Here is a 19,245-nt window from a genome sequence, read left to right as displayed (position 1 = left end):
CATCATGCAAGGCGCAATGATACGTCAGCAGCAACCCGTTACCGGCCGCAGCAAGCCGGTGCCGCGCGGTGCCAGCCGACTGGTGGCCGACGAGCCCGTATCGGCGCGCCTGCCGCGGCCCAGCCTGGGCGGCCTCAAGCGCCTGCTGTGGCCGATCGTGCTGGTGGCTGCAGGCTTCGGCGCCTATGAGGGCGCCATCCGCCTGATGCCGTATGCCGACCGGCCGATCACCAAGATCGACGTGCAGGGTGACCTCAGCTACATCAGCCAGCAGTCGGTGCAGCAGCGCATTGCGCCGTACGTGGCGGCGAGCTTCTTCAGCGTCGACCTCACGGCGATGCGCGCCGAGCTCGAGCAGATGCCGTGGATTGCCCATGCCGAAGTGCGCAGGGTGTGGCCGGACGAAGTGGTGATTCGCCTGGAAGAACAGCTGCCGGTGGCGCGCTGGGGGGACGAGGCCCTGCTCAACAACCAGGGCCAGGCCTTCACCCCGCGCGAACTGGCCAACTATGAGCACCTGCCGCAGCTGGCCGGGCCGCAGCGCGCTCAGCAACAAGTCATGCAGCAATATCAGGTATTGAGCCAGATGCTGCGCCCCCTGGGCTTTTCCATCGCTCGCCTGGAGCTGCGCGAGCGGGGCAGCTGGTTCCTGACCACCGGTGCGAGCAGCGCCGGGCCGGGCATCGAGCTGCTGTTGGGGCGCGACCACCTGGTGGAGAAGATGCGCCGTTTCATTGCCATTTACGACAAGACACTCAAAGAGCAGATCACCAATATCGCCCGCATTGATCTGCGTTACGCCAACGGACTTGCCGTTGGTTGGCGGGAACCGAACGCACCGACGACGGCCCAACCCGCCGTTGCGAAGAATTAGAGAGAGGCAGGACCATGGCAAACGCGCATAGCGGCAAAATGATCGTCGGGCTGGACATCGGCACCTCCAAGGTGGTGGCGCTGGTGGGTGAAGTGGGCGAAGACGGCACCCTCGAGATCGTGGGCATCGGCACCCATCCGTCCCGCGGCCTGAAGAAGGGCGTGGTGGTGAACATCGAATCGACCGTGCAGTCGATCCAGCGTGCAGTGGAAGAAGCCCAGCTGATGGCTGGCTGCCGTATCCACTCGGCGTTCGTCGGCGTGGCCGGCAACCACATCCGCAGCCTGAACTCCCACGGCATCGTCGCCATCCGCGACCGCGAGGTCAGCGTTGCCGACCTCGAACGCGTGCTCGACGCCGCCCAGGCCGTGGCCATCCCGGCTGACCAGCGCGTGCTGCACACCCTGCCGCAGGACTACGTGATCGACAACCAGGAAGGCGTGCGCGAGCCGCTGGGCATGTCCGGCGTGCGTCTGGAAGCCAAGGTTCACGTGGTCACCTGCGCGGTCAACGCGGCACAGAACATCGAGAAGTGCGTACGCCGCTGCGGCCTGGAAATCGACGACATCATCCTCGAGCAGCTGGCCTCGGCCTACTCGGTGCTGACCGATGACGAGAAAGAGCTGGGCGTGTGCCTGGTGGACATCGGTGGTGGCACCACCGACATCGCCATCTTCACCGAGGGCGCGATCCGTCACACCGCAGTCATCCCGATTGCCGGCGACCAGGTCACCAACGACATCGCCATGGCCCTGCGTACGCCGACCCAGTACGCCGAAGAAATCAAGATCCGCTACGCCTGCGCCCTGGCCAAGCTGGCCGGCGCTGGCGAGACCATCAAGGTGCCGAGCGTGGGCGACCGCCCACCGCGCGAGCTGTCGCGCCAGGCCCTGGCCGAGGTGGTGGAGCCACGTTACGACGAGCTCTTCACCCTGATCCAGGCCGAGCTGCGTCGCAGCGGCTACGAGGACCTGGTGCCAGCCGGCATCGTGCTCACCGGCGGCACTGCGAAGATGGAAGGTGCCGTGGAACTGGCCGAGGAAATCTTCCACATGCCGGTACGCCTGGGCGTACCGCACAGCGTTCGGGGGCTGAGCGACGTGGTGCGCAACCCGATCTATTCCACCGGCGTGGGCTTGCTCACCTACGGCCTGCTCAAGCAGTCCGAGGACATGGTCCTGACCGGTAACAGCAACAGCAGCAACAACAGCTATGGCGATGAACCGAAGGCCCCAGTGCTTGAGCGCTTCAAGCGGTGGGTCCAGGGCAACTTCTAAGTTTCAAAGCAGTAGTGGTAGGCGCAACAACTAGAGAACTGTAAGGAGAGGGAAAATGTTCGAGCTCGTAGACAACGTCCCGCAAAGTCCGGTCATCAAAGTGATCGGTGTTGGCGGTGGCGGCGGCAACGCCGTCAACCACATGGTGAAGAGCAGCATCGAAGGCGTCGAGTTCATCTGCGCCAACACCGATGCCCAGGCGCTGAAAAACATCGGCGCACGCACCATCCTGCAACTGGGTACCGGCGTGACCAAGGGTCTGGGTGCCGGTGCCAATCCGGAAGTCGGCCGTCAGGCCGCGCTGGAAGACCGTGAGCGCATCGCCGAGGTGCTGCAGGGCACCAACATGGTGTTCATCACCACCGGCATGGGCGGCGGTACCGGTACCGGCGCGGCGCCGATCATCGCCGAAGTGGCCAAGGAAATGGGCATTCTCACCGTTGCAGTGGTGACCCGTCCGTTCCCGTTCGAAGGCCGCAAGCGCATGCAGATTGCCGACGAAGGCATCCGCATGCTGGCTGAGAGCGTCGACTCGCTCATCACCATCCCCAACGAGAAGCTGCTGACCATCCTGGGCAAGGATGCCAGCCTGCTGTCCGCCTTCGCCAAGGCCGACGATGTACTGGCCGGTGCCGTTCGCGGTATCTCCGACATCATCAAGCGCCCGGGCATGATCAACGTCGACTTCGCCGACGTGCGTACCGTCATGGGTGAAATGGGCATGGCGATGATGGGTACCGGCTGCGCCAGCGGTCCGAACCGTGCTCGCGAAGCCACCGAAGCGGCCATCCGCAACCCGCTGCTCGAAGACGTCAACCTGCAGGGCGCCCGCGGCATCCTGGTGAACATCACCGCAGGTCCTGACCTGTCGCTGGGTGAGTACTCCGACGTGGGTAGCATCATCGAAGCCTTCGCCTCCGACCACGCCATGGTCAAGGTCGGCACCGTGATCGACCCTGACATGCGTGACGAGCTGCACGTGACCGTGGTTGCCACTGGTCTGGGCGCGCGCATCGAGAAGCCGGTCAAGGTGGTCGACAACACCCTGCAGACCGCTCAGCAGGTGTACGAGGCTTCCAACCCGGCGCCGGTTCGCCAGGAGCAGCCAGCCGTCAACTACCGTGACCTGGAGCGCCCGACCGTGATGCGCAACCAGGCCCACGCAGGTGCCGCTGCGGCAGCTAAACTCAACCCTCAGGATGACCTGGACTACCTCGATATCCCAGCCTTCCTGCGTCGTCAGGCCGATTGATGGAATTTATCAGGGGTATAAGGGTGATTGGTGTTCAGCAAAGGCCGGGTCTGTTATCATCCCCAGCCTTTGTTGATACCTGTTCGCATTATTTGCGCTGAAGCGGCCAATGCCATGATTAGACAACGCACCCTGAAGAATACCATCCGTGCCACGGGCGTCGGCCTGCACTCCGGGGAGAAGGTCTACCTGACCCTCAAGCCTGCGCCTGTCGACACCGGCATCGTCTTCCGTCGCGCCGACCTTGACCCAGTGGTCGAGATCCCGGCGCGTGCGGCCAACGTCGGTGAGACCACCATGTCCACCACGCTGGTCAACGGTGACGTCAAGGTCGATACGGTCGAGCACCTGCTCTCCGCCATGGCGGGCCTGGGCATCGATAACGCCTACGTCGAGCTCTCCGCCTCGGAAGTGCCGATCATGGATGGCAGCGCCGGTCCCTTCGTATTCCTGATTCAGTCTGCCGGCCTGGAAGAACAGGACGCAGCGAAGAAGTTCATTCGCATCCTGCGCGAAGTGACAGTGGTGGAGGGCGACAAGAGCGCCACCTTCCTGCCCTTCGACGGGTTCAAGGTGAGCTTCGAGATCGACTTCGATCACCCGGTCCTCAAGGGCCAGACCCAGAGTGCGGTCGTCGACTTCTCCAGCACCTCGTTCGTGAAGGAAGTCAGCCGCGCCCGTACTTTCGGCTTCATGCGTGACATCGAGTACCTGCGCAAGCACAACCTTGCGTTGGGCGGCAGTGTCGAGAACGCCATCGTGGTCGACGAGACCGGTGTGCTCAACGAAGACGGCCTTCGTTCCGATGACGAATTCGTCAAGCACAAGATCCTCGACGCCATTGGCGACCTTTACCTGCTGGGCAACAGCCTGATCGGCGAGTTCAAGGGCTACAAGTCCGGCCACGCGCTGAACAACCAGCTGCTGCGCAAGCTCATCGCTGAAACCGACGCCTGGGAAGTGGTCACGTTCGAAGATGCCAGCACGGCACCGATCTCGTACATGCGCCCTGTTGCGGCTGTGTAAGTTCGAACACTCTCTAGTTCGTTGATTGAGGCCACCTTCGGGTGGCCTTTTTTATTTCAGCGCTTTTCTTTGTTGGCGTGATTGGCCAGGCGCTCCAGGGCGGCGCGCAGCTTGGGGTCGGCGATACCTTCGGCGGAGTCACGGATGCTCTCGGCGGCATGGTTCGACAGTTCGGTGGTGTTACCGCCGCGCTTGGCCGGCACCAGGGGCGGCTGCACCTTGTAGAGGATGCGCTGCAGGTTGCCGAACGCTTCCAGCGCCTGCAACTGGCGCTGCAGGCGCTTCTGCTGGTAGCGCAGACGTGTGGCCCAGTGGCCGTCGGTGACCACCAGCAACAACGTACCGTCCCGCCACGAGGCCACATGGCAATGCTCGCGGGCTGCCGGTTGCAGCTGGCTTTCCAGCAGGCGCTGCAGGTGTTCCAGGCGCTCGGCCTGGTTCAGCAGCAGGCGCAGCGGGCGGTTCTGGCGCAGCAGGGTGGCGGGCGGCTGGGCGGGGGAGGGTTTGAAAGCCATGGCAGTATGCATGATGTGACAAGAGGGGCAGTCTAACACCTCTGCAGCCTGTGCTGACCTCTTCGCGGGCAAGCCCGTTCCCACAGTGCTCGATACGTTTCATCAACCTTCGGGTTGAACTCGGGGAAAATGCCCCTATCTTAGAAAAGCCCCCGCCTAAGCGCTGTGCCAGCATCGTGGCAATCGACCACTTTCCTCACCATCGTTTCCGGGTAGAATGCTCGTTCGCATGCGGCCTCAGGGCTGCACGGGCGACTCATGGGGCCGCCCTCCATCCCTACGTGTGGAAGATCCTGCCGATATGTTTGCGCCTTTGTTAAAGAAACTTTTTGGAAGCAAGAACGAGCGTGAAGTCAAACGCATGCTCAAGACGGTATCTATCGTCAATGCCTTCGAAGAGAAGATGGTGGCCCTCTCCGATGAGCAACTGCGGGCCAAGACCGCAGAGTTCAAGGAGCGCCTGGCCAAAGGCGAGACGCTGGACCAGCTGTTGCCCGAAGCCTTCGCCGTGGCCCGTGAGGCCGGCAAGCGTGTCATGGGCATGCGCCACTTCGACGTGCAGCTGATCGGCGGCATGACCCTGCACGAGGGCATGATCGCAGAAATGCGTACCGGTGAAGGCAAGACCTTGGTCGGTACCCTGGCCGTTTACCTCAATGCCCTGTCCGGCAAGGGCGTGCATGTGGTCACGGTCAACGACTACCTGGCCCGCCGTGACGCCAACTGGATGCGCCCGCTGTACGAATTCCTCGGCCTGTCCGTAGGCATCGTCTCGGCCTTCCAGCCGCCTGAAGAAAAGCGCGCTGCCTATGCCGCCGACATCACCTACGGCACCAACAACGAATTCGGTTTCGACTACCTGCGCGACAACATGGCATTCAGCCAGGAAGAGAAGTTCCAGCGTGAACTGAACTTCGCCGTGATCGACGAAGTCGACTCGATCCTCATCGACGAAGCGCGCACCCCGCTGATCATTTCCGGCCAGGCCGAAGACAGCTCCAAGCTGTACATCGAGATCAACCGCCTGATCCCGCGCCTGACCCAGCACATCGAAGAAGTCGAAGGCCAGGTCACCCAGGAAGGCCACTTCACCATCGACGAGAAGAGCCGCCAGGTCGAGCTCAACGAAGCCGGTCACCAGTACATCGAAGAGATGCTCACCCAGGCCGGCCTGCTGGCCGAAGGCGAGAGCCTGTACTCGGCGCACAACCTGGGCCTGCTGACCCATGTCTACGCTGGCCTGCGTGCGCACAAACTGTTCCACCGCAACATCGAGTACATCGTCCAGGACGGCCAGGTCCTGCTGATCGACGAGCACACCGGCCGTACCATGCCCGGTCGTCGCCTGTCCGAAGGCCTGCACCAGGCCATCGAGGCGAAAGAGAACCTGAACATCCAGGCCGAAAGCCAGACCCTGGCTTCGACCACCTTCCAGAACTACTTCCGTCTCTACACCAAGCTGTCCGGCATGACCGGTACCGCCGATACCGAAGCGTTCGAGTTCCAGTCGATCTACGCCCTCAACGTGATGGTCATTCCGCCGAACAAGCCGCTCGCGCGCAAGGACTTCAACGACCTGGTGTACCTGACCGCCGACGAGAAATACGCCGCGATCATTGCCGACATCAAAGAGAGCATGACCCAGGGCCGCCCGATCCTGGTGGGTACCGCCACCATCGAAACCTCGGAGCACATGTCGAACCTGCTGAAGAAGGAAGGTATCGACCACAAGGTACTGAACGCCAAGTACCACGAGAAGGAAGCCGAGATCATCGCGCAAGCCGGTGCTCCGGGTGCGCTGACCATCGCCACCAACATGGCCGGCCGTGGTACCGACATCCTGCTGGGCGGTAACTGGGAAGCCGAAGTGGCTGCCCTGGAAAACCCGACCCCCGAGCAGATCGCCCAGATCAAGGCCGACTGGCAGAAGCGTCACCAGCAGGTGATTCAAGCCGGTGGCCTGCACGTGATCGCCTCCGAGCGCCACGAATCGCGCCGTATCGACAACCAGCTGCGTGGCCGTTCCGGCCGTCAGGGCGACCCGGGTTCGAGCCGCTTCTACCTGTCGCTGGAAGACAGCCTGATGCGCATCTTCGCCTCCGACCGGGTGAAGAACTTCATGAAGGCACTGGGCATGCAGTCTGGCGAGGCCATCGAGCACCGCATGGTCACCAACGCCATCGAAAAAGCCCAGCGCAAGGTCGAAGGCCGCAACTTCGACATCCGCAAACAGCTGCTTGAATACGATGACGTGGCCAACGAACAGCGCAAGGTGATCTACCACATGCGCAACAGCCTGCTGGCGGCCGATAACATTGGCGACACCATCGCCGAGTTCCGCCAGGAAGTGCTGGATGCCACCATCAGTCAGCACATCCCGCCGCAGTCGCTGCCGGAGCAGTGGGACGTGGCCGGCCTGGAAGCTGCGCTGGCCAGCGACTTCGCCATGAAGCTGCCGATTCAGCAGTGGCTGGACGAGGACGATCACCTCTACGAGGAGACCCTGCGCGAGAAGCTGCTGAACGAGATCACCACCGCCTACACCGAGAAGGAAGACCAGGCCGGTATCGAAGCCCTGCGTACCTTCGAGAAGCAGATCCTGCTGCGCGTGCTGGACGACCTGTGGAAAGACCACCTGTCGACCATGGACCACCTGCGTCACGGTATCCACCTACGCGGTTACGCCCAGAAGAACCCGAAACAGGAGTACAAGCGCGAGTCGTTCTCCCTGTTCCAGGAACTGCTCGAGTCGATCAAGCGCGACACCATCCGCGTGCTGTCGCACGTTCAGGTGCGCCGCGAAGACCCCGCCGAAGAAGAAGCCCGTCTGCGCCGCGAAGCCGAGGAGCTGGCCAGCCGCATGCAGTTCCAGCATGCCGCCGCGCCGGGCCTTGAAAGCGAGCAGTTGAGCGAGGAGGGCGCCGAAGTGGCCGTGGCTGCTGCCCCGGTGCGCAACGACCTGAAGCTGGGCCGCAACGAGCCGTGCTGGTGTGGTTCGGGCAAGAAATTCAAGCATTGCCATGGTCAGATCGAGTGACCTGACCTGATTGTTGTATCGTGACAACCCTGGGGGCCGCATTGCGGCCCCCTTTTCCATATTCACCGTATTTCTAGGAGCGCTCTAATGGCTGTTGGTCTTGGTCCTTTGCCCACCCTGCACCCGGTTCCGGGTTTTGAACTCGGCATCGCTTCTGCCGGCATCAAGCGCCCCGGGCGCAAGGATGTGGTGGTCATGCGCTGCGCCGAAGGCTCCAGCGTGGCAGGCGTATTCACCCTCAACGCCTTCTGTGCCGCTCCGGTGATCCTGTCCAAGCAGCGCGTGCAGGGCACCGTGCGCTACCTGCTGACCAACACCGGCAATGCCAACGCCGGTACCGGCGCGCCAGGCCTGGCCGCTGCCGAACGGACCTGCGCCAAGCTGGCCGAACTGACCGGCGTGCCGGCCGAGTCGGTACTGCCGTTCTCCACCGGTGTGATCGGTGAGCCACTGCCGGTCGAGAAGATCGAGGGCGCGCTGCAGGCCGCCCTGGACAATCTGTCGGAAAATCACTGGGCTGAAGCCGCCACCGGCATCATGACCACCGACACCCTGCCAAAAGGTGCCAGCCGTCAGTTCCAGCACGATGGCGTGACAGTCACCGTGACCGGTATCAGCAAAGGCGCCGGCATGATCCGCCCGAACATGGCTACCATGCTCGGCTACATCGCCACCGACGCCAAGGTCGCCCCGGCCGTGCTCAAGGACCTGATGCTCGACGGCGCCAACAAGTCGTTCAACCGTATCACCATCGATGGCGACACCTCGACCAACGACTGCTGCATGCTGATCGCCACCGGCAAGGCCAATCTGCCGGAAGTGACCGAAGCCAGCGGCGCGCTGTTCGAAGCGCTGAAGAAGGCCGTATTCGAAGTGTGCATGGAAGTGGCCCAGGCCATCGTCCGTGACGGCGAAGGTGCTACCAAGTTCGTCACCGTGCAGGTCAACGGTGGTGGCAACCACCAGGAGTGCCTGGATGTCGGTTACGCCGTGGCTCACTCGCCGCTGATCAAGACCGCGCTGTTCGCCTCCGACCCGAACTGGGGCCGTATCCTGGCTGCCGTGGGCCGTGCCGGCGTGCCGGAGCTGGATGTCAGCCTGATCGACGTGTACCTGGACAGCGTGTGCATTGCCAGCAAAGGCGGCCGCAGCCCGAGCTACACCGAAGCGCAGGGTTCGGCCGTGATGGCCCAGGAAGAGATCACCATCCGTATCGAGCTGGGCCGTGGCCAGTGCAGCGAAACCATCTGGACCACCGACCTGTCCCACGAGTACGTGAAGATCAACGCCGAATACCGTACCTGATATAAATGGGGCCGCTTTGCGGCCCTTTCGCGGATAAATCCGCTCCTACAAGGGTTATGCGGTCCCTGTAGGAGCGGATTTATCCGCGATGGGCTGCAAAGCAGCCCCAAATTCCCAAAGACATGGAGCCGAACCATGAGCTATCACCTGATCATCGGCGACAAGCTGTATTCCTCCTGGTCGCTGCGTGGCGCCCTGGCCCTTGAGCTGGCCGGCGTGCCGTACGAAGAAACGCTGATCAGCCTGAACCAGCCCGACACCCGCAAGCGCATCCTCGAATTTTCCGCCTCTGGCAAGGTGCCGCTGCTCAAGACCGAGCACGGGGTGATTGCCGACTCCCTGGCCATCGCCGAATACCTCAACGAACGCCACCCCGAGGCCCAGCTGTGGCCGGCCGATGTGGCTGCCCGTGCCCAGGCCCGTTCGGCCTGCGCGCAGATGCATAGCGGCTTCTTCGCCCTGCGCGGTGCCATGCCGTTCGACCTGTCCCGTGACCAGGCGCTGGATAGCATCCCGCTGGAGGTGCAATTGGACATCGACCGCATCGTCGCGCTGTGGTCCGAGTGCCGTCTGGTGGCCAAGGACAGCGGCCCCTTCCTGTTCGGCAAGCCGACCCTGGCCGATGCCTTCTTTGCCCCGGTGGCGGTGCGCCTGCGTACCTACCGCGTGGAGGTGCCCGCCGAGGCAGCCACCTATATCGAAACCATTTACCAGTGGCCGGCCTTCCAGGCCTGGCAGCAAGCTGGCCTGGCGGAGCGTGAAGGTTGAAACGGATTCATGTTGTAGCCGCGGTGATCCGCGGGAGTGACGGGCGCATTCTGATTGCGCGCCGCGCCGATACCCAGCATCAAGGTGGCCTGTGGGAGTTCCCGGGCGGCAAGGTGGAAGAGGGCGAGGGCGTCGAAGCGGCCCTGGCCCGCGAATTGCGCGAAGAGCTGGGCATCGAAGTGACCCGTTCTCGGGCGCTGATCAAGGTCAGCCACGACTACCCGGACAAGCAGGTGCTGCTGGATGTCCGTGAGGTCGATGGGTTCACCGGTGAGCCCCATGGCGCCGAAGGCCAGCCATTGGCCTGGGTCGCGCCTCGGGACCTGGCTCAGTACGAATTCCCTGAAGCCAACAAGCCGATCGTCGCCGCTGCGCGCTTGCCGGATCAGTACCTGATCACGCCGGATGGCCTGGAAGTGCCGCAGATGCTCAAGGGTATCCAGAAGGCCGTGGCCAATGGTATTCGCCTGATCCAGCTGCGCGCCCCGGACATGTACGACCCCAAGTACCGCGATGTGGCGGTGGACGCGGTCGGGCTGTGCGCTGGCAAGGCGCAGCTGATGCTCAAGGGGCCGCTGGAGTGGCTGGGCGACTTCCCGTCCGCCGGCTGGCACCTGACCGCTGCGCAGCTGCGCAAGTACGCAGCCAAAGGCCGCCCGTTCCCCAAGGCGCGCTGGCTGGCGGCCTCGTGCCACAGTGCCGAAGAGCTGGCGCTGGCCGAGCAGATGGGCGTGGACTTCGTCACCTTGTCGCCGGTGCAGGCGACCCAGACCCACCCCGAGGCGGTGCCGTTGGGGTGGGATGAGGCGCAGCGGCTGATTGCCGGGTTCAACCAACCGGTTTACCTGCTGGGTGGGGTTGGGCCGGGTGAGCGGGAGAAGGCCTGGGAAGCCGGAGCCCAAGGCGTTGCCGGGATCCGCGCATTCTGGCCTGAGGCCTGAGTAACTGGGGCCGCTTTGCGGCCCTTTCGCGGGCAAGCCCGCTCCCACAGGCTATCAGCTGCCTTCAGGTCTGGTGCTATGCCTGTGGGAGCTGGCTTGCCTGCGATGGGCTGCAGAGCAGCCCCGGCGGCATCAGCCTTCAGGCTTTTGCGCAGGCTGCCACAAGACCTCGCTAATCCCTTGGCGCCGCCCAATGATCCGCGCCGCCACAAACAGCAGATCCGAAAGCCGGTTGATATACGCCAACCCAACCCCCTCCAACGGCTCCAGCGCATTCAACTGCTGACACCGCCGCTCCGCACTGCGCGCCAGGCTGCGGCACACATGGGCCTGTGCCACCAAGGCAGAACCACTGGGCAGAATGAAGTTTTTCAGCGGTCCCAGCTCATCGTTCCACACATCGATCGCCGCTTCCAGCCGCTCCACCTCGGCCTGGTTCAAGGCCTGGTAGCTGGGCATCGCCAACTCGCCACCAAGGTCGAACAAGCGATGCTGGCAGGGCGCCAGGACGTTGCTCACTTCATCCAGCCCCTGTTCGGCGAGGCCGGCCAGCAGCAGCCCGAGCTGGCTGTTGAGGCTGTCCACCTCACCGATCGCCTCGACCCGCGGGTGGTCCTTGGGCACCCGCCGCCCGTCGCCCAAGCCGGTTTCCCCCTTGTCGCCAGTGCGGGTGTAGATCTTCGACAGGCGATAGCCCATGTCATGCCTCCGTGTGGGTCGGCGCAGACGCTGGCGGCTGGCCGAGGGGCAGGCGCAGGGTGAAGCAGGTGCCCTGGCCGGGCGTGGACTGCACTTCCATCTGCCCCTTGTGGTTGTTGGTGATGATGAAATACGAAACCGACAGCCCGAGCCCGGTGCCCTGGCCGATTTCCTTGGTGGTGAAGAACGGCTCGAAGGTGCGCTTGCGCACGGTTTCGGGCATGCCCACGCCGTTGTCCTCGACCTGGATCTCGGCCCAGGGCGGGTTGAGCCGGGTGCGCAAGGTGATGCGCCCTGGCTCACTGGGCTGCGGGCGCTGGTGGATGGCCTGGGCGGCGTTCTTCAGCAGGTTCAGCAGCACCTGCTCCAGTTCGTTGGCGGTGCAGGGCACCGGTCCCAGGTTGGGGTCGAACTGGCGGACGATGGCCTGGCCCTTGAAGTCGAAGCCGATGGTCAGGTCGAAGTCGTTGCTGGCGATCTCCACGGCCTGGTCGATCAATGCCGGCAGCTCGCAAGGCGCCAGCTGGCGGTTGCTGCGGCGGCTGAAGCTGAGCATGTGGGTAACGATCTTGGCGGCGCGGGCGCCGGCCTGCTGAATGCCGTCGAGCAGTTGCGGCACTTCGCGGTTGTCCAGGTAGCGGTTGACGTTGGCCAGGTCGATGCCCAGTTCGCTGGCCTGTTCCTGGTTGCGCGGCAGCTCTGGCGACAGGCGCCGGCGGATGTTCTGCACGTTGTGCAGGATCGCGCCCAGCGGGTTGTTGATTTCGTGGGCCATGCCGGCGGCGAGGCCACCAACCGAGAGCATCTTCTCCGACTGCACCATCATCTCTTCCAGCGACAGGCGCTGGGTGATGTCGTCGATACGGATGACCACGCCGCGACCACCGCCGCCCATCAGTGGGTAGAAGGTCAGGGCGTAATGGCGCAGGTCGTCGCCCTTGGGCCAGGTGACCCGCTCGATCTTCGCCACCCGGTGCTTCTCGACGCTTTCCTTGAGCTGCGGCAGGAACGGCTTGAGCGGCTCGAAGGCGATGAAGATCGGCTGGTTCAGCGCTTCGTCGAGCGGCGTGCCGGAGAGCACCGTGGCCTCGTGGTTCCACTGGGTGACGTAGAGCTGCTCATCGAGGGCGATCAGTGCCGAGGGCATGGAGTCGATGATGCTGTTGAGGTAGTTCTGGAAGCCGGTGAGCTTCTTCTCGATCTTGCTGCGCACCTGGACTTCCAGCTCCAGCTTGCGGTTGGTGTGGCGGGTTTCCTCGGCCAGGCCCTGGGCCTGGTCGTAGGCCGTCTGGAATTCGTCGCGGGCGCGCTTGAGCTGCTGCTCGCGGGCCTCGATGCGCGAGAGCATGGTGTTGAAGGCTTCGGCCAGGCTGCCGATCTCGTCGTCGTTGCCGCGGGTGGCGCGCAAGGCATAGCTTTCTTCGCGGGTGACCTGGCGGCTGAGTTCTTCGAGCTGATTGATCGGCTGGGTGATCAGGCGCTTGATCTGCCGGGCGATGATCATCCACAGCAGGATGCTGAACACCAGGATCGCCAGGCTTGCGCTGAGCGTGCCGGTGTAGAACGCCGTGGGCAGTTCACTGCTGGCCACCAGCAGCAGGTGCGCCGGTGGGCTGGCGTCGCGCGGGATACGGATCAGCTGGGTGCTGCGGAACTCCATCAGGCGCCAGCCGTCGATGTTGCGGTAGCGCTTGGGCAGTGCCAGTGACTCGCCGTGTTGCAGCTGGGCCAGCATGCTGCCGTCGCCGCCGTAGATGGCAGCGGCGCGCAGCGGGGTGTAACTGTCCAGCTCCTTGAGCAGGGCAGTGGCGGTCTCGGTCGAGTCGCCGGCCCGGGCCGACAGTTGCGGGTTGGCCACCAGCTTGCCGATGGTCTGCAATGCCTGCGGCGCCATGCTCTCCTGGGTGATCCAGTAGGCGGCGCTGATGAAGGTCAGGTTGGCTACCAGCAGGATGGTCACCAGCAGTACCAGCAGGGCTGCCAGCAGTTTCTGCCCGACCGGGAGGTTTTCCAGGCGTTGGCGCAGGCTCATGGGCAAGGCAATGTCCGTATTGGGTTGACGTCAGGCGCTGGGCAAACCACGCGCTCGCAGGTTATCGACCAGGCGCCGGTGCAGGTGTTCCAGCCGTGGCAGCACCATGCCGTGGCGCTCGGCTGCCCGGCAGACGTGGCCCAGCAGGTAGTGCACTTCGGTACGCCGGCCAGCGCGCACGTCCTGGTACATGGAAGAGTAGTTGGCTGCCGTGGCCAGGATCACCCGCTGCACCTCTTCGTCCAGATCGGCCGCAGCTTCCGGCTGGCCGCAACGGCGCAGCAGTTCGGCGAGTTCCGTGCTCAGTGCCTCGACCTCGCCGAGATGCCCGAGCAAACCACCGTTCTGGCAATCGTGCAGCACGGTCAGTGGGTTGATGGCGCAGTTGAGCGCCAGCTTGCGCCACAGGCGGGTAAGGATGTCGACCGTCCATTCGCTGGGGATGCCGGCGTCGTTCAGGTCATCGAACCACTCCGGGGTGGTGGGGTTGGCCGGGTCCCCCAGCCAGTTGAAACCATGGCCGGCGAAGCGCACCCGCCAGTCGTCCTCGCGGAAGGCGCCTTCGGTGCTGGAGGCGAAGATGCAGCGGGCGAGGGGGGCCTGATCGGCGACTTCGTCCTGGCTGCCCAGGCCGTTCTGCAACAGCACGATTTCCGCGCCCTCAGCCAGGCGCGGCGCCAGGCGGGCGATGGCCGGGGCGGCATCGTAGGCCTTGCAGGCCACCAGCAGGCGATGAATGGGCCCGCCCCGCTCGGCCGTTTCGGCCGGGATGGCGTAGAGACGGGTTTGATCCTGTTCGACCAGGGTCAGGCCGCCGGCCTGCTGGTAGGCCTGCAGGCGCTGCGCATCACGCAGGATCAGGCGTACTGCCTTGCCGGCGCGTGCCAGGCGGCAGGCCCAGAGGCTACCGAGGCTGCCGGCGCCGAGAATATGCCAGGTGCTGCTCATCTGCGTTTCGCAACCCGTTATAATGAGCCCGCATTTTAACCCGCTAACACCGACGCGCTCCATGTTCAGACTGAGCGCGCGTTTATTTTATGGAGATTACCCATGCCTTCGTTCGACGTGGTATCGGAACTGGACAAGCACGAAGTGCAGAACGCGGTCGACAACGCCATCAAGGACCTCGACCGCCGCTATGACCTCAAGGGCAAGGGCAGCTTCGAGTTCAAGGACAAGGAGCAGACCGTGGTGATGACCGCCGAGGAGGAGTTCCAGCTCGAAGCCATGCTGGAAATCCTGCGCCTGGCGCTGGTCAAGCGCAAGATCGATGTGAAGTGCCTGGAAACCAAGGACCCGTTCGCCTCGGGCAAGGAAAAGAAACAGGAAGCCAAGTTCCGCGAAGGCATCGACAAGGACCTGGCGAAGAAGATCGTCGCGACCATCAAGGATGGCAAGCTCAAGGTCCAGGCCGCCATCCAGGGCGAGCAGGTGCGTGTCACCGGCAAGAAGCGCGACGACCTGCAGGAAGCCATTGCCCTGCTGCGCACCAAGGAATTCGACATGCCGATCCAGTTCAACAACTTCCGCGACTGATCGCAGGGTTGTCCGGAACCCCGATGGCCTAATGATGTCCATGGGGTCCATGGCCGCTGAATTGCCGGCGGCCCGCTTTACTGTGTACGTGCCGTCCGGCATCAGGAGATGAACATGGATTTGAACGCTGAAGTCGATCAGCTGGTCCGCCAATCGCAGACCTGGGTCCCCTTGATCATGGAGTACGGCAGCCGTCTGCTGCTGGCACTGCTGACCCTGGCGGTCGGCTGGTGGATCATCAACAAGGTCAGCGCCCGCCTGGGCAAACTGGTAGGCCTGCGCAATGCCGACCTGGCACTGCAAGGTTTCATCAGCACCTTGTCGAACATCGTGTTGAAGGTGCTGCTGTTCGTCAGCGTGGCGTCGATGATCGGCATCGAGACCACCTCGTTCGTCGCCGCCATCGGTGCCGCCGGCCTGGCCATCGGCCTGGCCTTGCAAGGCAGCCTGGCGAACTTTGCCGGTGGCGTGCTGATCCTGATGTTCCGCCCGTTCCGCATCGGCGACTGGATCGAAGCGCAGGGTGTGGCGGGTACCGTCGACAGCATCCAGATCTTCCACACCGTGCTGCGCACTGGTGACAACAAGACGGTGATCATGCCGAACGGCGCGCTGTCCAACGGCATCATCACCAACACCAACCGCCAGCCGACGCGCAAGGTGGTGTTCGACGTGGGCGTGGACTACGAGGCCGACCTGCAGAAGGCGCGCAACGTGCTGCTGGAGCTGGCACAGGACCCGCGCGTGCTGCCGGACCCAGCCCCGCAGGCGGTAGTGGCGACCCTGGGCGACAGCTCGATCACCGTGTCGCTGCGCCTGTGGACCAAGACCGCTGACTACTGGGACGTGATGTTCATGCTCAACGAGCATGCCCGTGACCGGTTGAAGGCCGAAGGCATCGACATCCCGTTTCCGCAGCGGGTGATTCGCGTGGTGCAGGAGACTGCAGCGTAGTAATACCGCGTAGCAACCGGGGCCGCTTCGCGGCCCCGGCTTTTTCTACCCCTTACACTTGTTCACAGCAATTCCCCGCCATTTCTGGCATATAGCCTGTCCCCTCCTGCCTGCACCCGATACGCCATCATGAAACCACTGCTGTACATCACTCCGCTTCGGGCCCTGCTGTTCGGCCTGACCCTGGCCCTGTTCGAGTTGCTCACCTATCTGGCCAGCGACGCCGTGATGCCGGCCATGCCGGTGGTGGTCGAGCACCTGAACGCCAGCCCCGAATACATCCCCCATGCACTCAACCTGTACCTGCTCGGTGGCGTGGTGCTGCAATGGCTGATCGGCCCGCTGGCCGACCGCTATGGGCGCCGCCCGCTGCTGCTGGCCGGCTGTGCCTTCTTCGGCGTCGCCTGCCTGGCCACCTACTGGGTGCAGGACATTGGCCTGTTCAACCTGCTGCGCCTGCTGCAGGGCATCGGCCTGGGCTTCGTGGTGACAGTCAGCTACCCGGCACTGAACGAATCGTTCAGCGAAGCGGATGCAGTGCGCATGATGGCGTTGCTGGCCAACATCGCCTTGCTGTCGCCGCTGCTCGGCCCGCTGGTCGGTACCCTCATGCTGCAGTGGCTGGACTGGCGCTGGCTGTTCGTGGCCTTCGCCATCGGTGCGGTGCTGTGCTGGCTGCTGTTGCATCGCCTGATGCCGGAAACCCTTGGCGTCGAGCGTCGTGATGGCTCACGCCTGCCGTTTACCCCGATCCACCTGCTGCCACTGCTCGCCGGTTACGGCCAGCTGCTGGCCAACCGCAAGTTCGTCGCCGGCAGTGCCGCGCTGGGTCTGGTGGGCCTGCCGCTGATCGGCTGGATCGGCCTTTCGCCAGTGCTGCTGATCCACGATGAGGGGCTGAGCACGATGGAATATGCACTGTGGCAGTTGCCGGTGTTCGGCGGGCTGATCCTGGGTAACCTGATCATCAACCGCATCGCCGATCGTTACCCGCTGCCGGCCCTGGTCCGCGGTGCGCTGGGGCCGTACCTGGCGGGGCTGTGCCTGCTGGTGCTGGCAACCTGGGTGTGGCCGACGGTGACCAGCGTGGTCGCCGGCATGTCGCTGTATGCATTGGGGCTGGGCGTGGCCAATGCGGTGCTGTACCGCATGACGCTGTTCGCCAGCGAGCAGAGCAAGGGGCTGGTATCGGCGATGCTGGGGATGATCACCATTGCCTTGCTGGGACTGGGCGGGGCGCTACTGGCGATGATCGGGGCGGGGGCGAGCCTGTTGCACTTTGCCCTGGCGGCTGGCATGGCAGGTGCCTTGGCGCTGTGGCCATTGTGGTTTGTAGTGGGTGGGCGGCCTGGGGAAGGGGCTGTCGCTCAATAACTTTCGTTGCCTGTACCGGCGTCTTCGCGGGTGAACCCGCGAAGACGCCGGTACAGGCTTTTGAGCGTTATCAGGGCTGCTCGGCCGCTGGGTTATCCACCGGTACCTGCTTTCCCCGGCCCACTTCCTGGCGCCAGTGCAGCGCAATCAGGATCAAGGTCGGCACGCCCAGCAGCGCAGTGATCAGGAAGAAGTCGTGATACCCGTACTTCTCCACCATTACCCCTGAATACCCGCCGATCAGGCGCGGCAGCAACAGCATGATCGAGCTGAGCAGCGCATACTGCGTGGCCGAGAACTTCAGGTTGGTCAGGCTCGACAGGTAGGCGACGAACGCCGAGGTGGCCAGGCCCGAGCTGAAGTTGTCCAGCGAAATGGTCACCACCAGCATTTCCAGGTTCGGCCCCATGTCGGCCAGCATCAGGAACAGGATATTGGTGGCTGCTGAAGCCGCGCCGCCAATGAACAGGATCGGCAGGATGCCGAAGCGCACGATCAGCAAGCCACCGACGCCGGCACCCACCAGGGTCATGATCAGGCCGAAGACCTTGCTGACGCTGGCGATCTGGTCCTTGGTGAAGCCCATGTCGATGTAGAACACGTTGGCCATCACGCCCATGACCGTGTCCGACATGCGGTACGTGGCGATCAGCCCGAGCAGCAACAGCGCCTGCCAGCGGTAGCGCGCGATGAAGTCGTGCACCGGTGTCAGCACCGGTGCCAGGCCACGGCGGCCAAGGCTCGAGAGGCACGCCCAGGTCAGCAGCACGTAGAGGATCAGGCGCAGGAAGGCACGGTCTTCGAGCAGCAGGTCGAGTGGTGTCGCATCGCCGGAAATGACGCTCGACCAGCCGGTGTTGAACATCTGGGTGAAGCTGGCCGGTACCGACACCAGCAAGATGATCAGCACGAACACCGAGGCCATCTGGTGCATCAGGCCATAGCGCGCGGCCGACAGCTGGGTGCGCATCGGTACGGGGGGCTCACGCATGACCAGGGTGGTGAACAGGGCCGGCAGCATCATCACGCCGAACAGCACGTAGGTACCGGCCCAGGCCTTGTGCAGGTAACTGAAGCCGGTGGAACCGAACCATTCGGCGAAGAACAGGGCGCCTGCGGTCGCGAGCAGGGCGGCTACCCGGTAGCCGGCCATGTAGCTGGCGGCGAGGGCCGCCTGGCGCTGGTCATCGGCGATCTCGAGGCGATAGGCATCGACGGCGATGTCCTGGGTGGCCGAGGCAAAGGCCACCAGCACTGCCAGGGCGATCAGCCAGGAAAGATGTTGCTGCGGGTCGCACAAGCTCATGCCGACCAGGCCGATCACCACCAGCGATTGCGACAGCAACAGCCACGAACGGCGCCGCCCCAGGCCGCCAAGCAGCGGCAGGCGCCACTGGTCGAGCAGGGGTGACCAGACCCATTTGAAGGCATAGGCCAGGCCGATCAGGCTGGCGTAGCCAATGGTTTCACGTGCCACGCCAGCTTCGCGCAGCCACACCGACAGGGTCGAGAACACCAGCATGTAGGGCAGGCCGGCGGCGAAGCCCAGCAGCAAAAGCACCAAGGTAGACGGGCTGGCATAGGCAGCAAGCGCAGCGCGCCAGGTTTTACGGGGCATGGGCCAACATCTGCCTCAAATTTGCGAAAACAAAGCG

Annotated in this window: 16 protein-coding genes; 11 read left to right on the top strand and 5 right to left on the bottom strand. The window is 63.9% G+C overall.

Annotation, left to right across the window (positions count from 1 at the left end; translation table 11 throughout):
• The first annotated feature begins 4 nt into the window (after positions 1-4).
• From ACIPZ8_RS09885 to lpxC, 4 genes are all read left to right on the top strand, one after another.
• Positions 5-874 carry a cell division protein FtsQ/DivIB gene (locus ACIPZ8_RS09885; protein ID WP_085675083.1) on the top strand — a complete coding sequence of 290 codons (870 nt, stop codon included), beginning with the start codon at positions 5-7 and terminating at the stop codon, positions 872-874.
• Positions 875-888: 14 nt separating this feature from the next.
• Positions 889-2,151 (top strand): cell division protein FtsA, encoded by a 1,263-nt coding sequence (gene ftsA / locus ACIPZ8_RS09880; RefSeq protein WP_008097595.1) that lies wholly within the window; start codon positions 889-891, stop codon positions 2,149-2,151.
• Between the two features lie 55 nt (positions 2,152-2,206).
• Positions 2,207-3,403 carry a cell division protein FtsZ gene (ftsZ, locus tag ACIPZ8_RS09875; RefSeq protein WP_003260772.1) on the top strand — a complete coding sequence of 399 codons (1,197 nt, stop codon included), beginning with the start codon at positions 2,207-2,209 and terminating at the stop codon, positions 3,401-3,403.
• A 114-nt stretch (positions 3,404-3,517) separates the two neighbouring features.
• On the top strand, positions 3,518-4,429 hold the full coding sequence (gene lpxC, locus ACIPZ8_RS09870; RefSeq protein WP_060508542.1) for a UDP-3-O-acyl-N-acetylglucosamine deacetylase: 912 nt from the start codon (positions 3,518-3,520) through the stop codon (positions 4,427-4,429).
• 56 nt (positions 4,430-4,485) lie between these two features.
• On the opposite strand, the gene ACIPZ8_RS09865 is transcribed toward lpxC, so the two are convergent.
• Positions 4,486-4,944, bottom strand: coding sequence for a DUF721 domain-containing protein (locus tag ACIPZ8_RS09865; RefSeq protein WP_400722091.1), 459 nt, complete (start codon positions 4,942-4,944; stop codon positions 4,486-4,488).
• Between the two features lie 301 nt (positions 4,945-5,245).
• Between ACIPZ8_RS09865 and secA the strand changes: the two genes are divergently transcribed.
• From secA to ACIPZ8_RS09845, 4 genes are all read left to right on the top strand, one after another.
• On the top strand, positions 5,246-7,981 hold the full coding sequence (gene secA / locus ACIPZ8_RS09860) for a preprotein translocase subunit SecA (RefSeq protein ID WP_400722088.1): 2,736 nt from the start codon (positions 5,246-5,248) through the stop codon (positions 7,979-7,981).
• Between the two features lie 87 nt (positions 7,982-8,068).
• Entirely contained in the window at positions 8,069-9,286 is a 1,218-nt protein-coding gene (gene argJ / locus ACIPZ8_RS09855; RefSeq protein ID WP_400722085.1) for a bifunctional glutamate N-acetyltransferase/amino-acid acetyltransferase ArgJ, read from the top strand.
• A 135-nt stretch (positions 9,287-9,421) separates the two neighbouring features.
• Complete coding sequence (locus tag ACIPZ8_RS09850) at positions 9,422-10,054, top strand: glutathione S-transferase family protein (RefSeq protein ID WP_400722082.1); 633 nt, start codon at positions 9,422-9,424, stop codon at positions 10,052-10,054.
• Positions 10,051-10,995: a Nudix family hydrolase gene (locus ACIPZ8_RS09845; RefSeq protein ID WP_400722079.1), complete on the top strand. Its 945-nt coding sequence runs from the start codon at positions 10,051-10,053 to the stop codon at positions 10,993-10,995. Before ACIPZ8_RS09850 ends, ACIPZ8_RS09845 begins: the two co-directional genes overlap by 4 nt.
• A 132-nt stretch (positions 10,996-11,127) precedes the next feature.
• On the opposite strand, the gene ACIPZ8_RS09840 is transcribed toward ACIPZ8_RS09845, so the two are convergent.
• Genes ACIPZ8_RS09840 through ACIPZ8_RS09830 form a run of 3 tightly spaced genes read right to left on the bottom strand, consistent with a single transcriptional unit; the run spans position 11,128 to position 14,674 of the window.
• Positions 11,128-11,694 carry a cob(I)yrinic acid a,c-diamide adenosyltransferase gene (locus ACIPZ8_RS09840; protein WP_400722076.1) on the bottom strand — a complete coding sequence of 189 codons (567 nt, stop codon included), beginning with the start codon at positions 11,692-11,694 and terminating at the stop codon, positions 11,128-11,130.
• 1 nt (position 11,695) lies between these two features.
• Positions 11,696-13,726, bottom strand: coding sequence for an ATP-binding protein (locus ACIPZ8_RS09835; RefSeq protein ID WP_400722073.1), 2,031 nt, complete (start codon positions 13,724-13,726; stop codon positions 11,696-11,698).
• A 30-nt stretch (positions 13,727-13,756) separates the two neighbouring features.
• Entirely contained in the window at positions 13,757-14,674 is a 918-nt protein-coding gene (locus tag ACIPZ8_RS09830; protein WP_400722071.1) for a putative 2-dehydropantoate 2-reductase, read from the bottom strand.
• A 102-nt stretch (positions 14,675-14,776) separates the two neighbouring features.
• Here ACIPZ8_RS09830 and ACIPZ8_RS09825 point away from each other — a divergent pair, with 102 nt between their 5' ends.
• The 3 genes from ACIPZ8_RS09825 to ACIPZ8_RS09815 all read left to right on the top strand — a co-directional run bounded on the left by ACIPZ8_RS09825 (position 14,777) and on the right by ACIPZ8_RS09815 (position 17,590).
• On the top strand, positions 14,777-15,262 hold the full coding sequence (locus ACIPZ8_RS09825) for a YajQ family cyclic di-GMP-binding protein (RefSeq protein WP_400722070.1): 486 nt from the start codon (positions 14,777-14,779) through the stop codon (positions 15,260-15,262).
• Between the two features lie 114 nt (positions 15,263-15,376).
• Entirely contained in the window at positions 15,377-16,216 is an 840-nt protein-coding gene (locus ACIPZ8_RS09820) for a mechanosensitive ion channel family protein (RefSeq protein WP_400722067.1), read from the top strand.
• 129 nt (positions 16,217-16,345) lie between these two features.
• On the top strand, positions 16,346-17,590 hold the full coding sequence (locus ACIPZ8_RS09815) for an MFS transporter (RefSeq protein WP_400722065.1): 1,245 nt from the start codon (positions 16,346-16,348) through the stop codon (positions 17,588-17,590).
• A 70-nt stretch (positions 17,591-17,660) separates the two neighbouring features.
• On the opposite strand, the gene ACIPZ8_RS09810 is transcribed toward ACIPZ8_RS09815, so the two are convergent.
• Positions 17,661-19,208 (bottom strand): AmpG family muropeptide MFS transporter, encoded by a 1,548-nt coding sequence (locus ACIPZ8_RS09810; protein WP_400722062.1) that lies wholly within the window; start codon positions 19,206-19,208, stop codon positions 17,661-17,663.
• Positions 19,209-19,245: the final 37 nt, after the last annotated feature.

The organism is Pseudomonas sp. NPDC089422 (assembly GCF_044749405.1).
Taxonomy (GTDB): domain Bacteria; phylum Pseudomonadota; class Gammaproteobacteria; order Pseudomonadales; family Pseudomonadaceae; genus Aquipseudomonas.
Note: the sequence above shows the minus strand (reverse complement) of the source record. Positions and strands in the feature narration are given on the sequence as shown.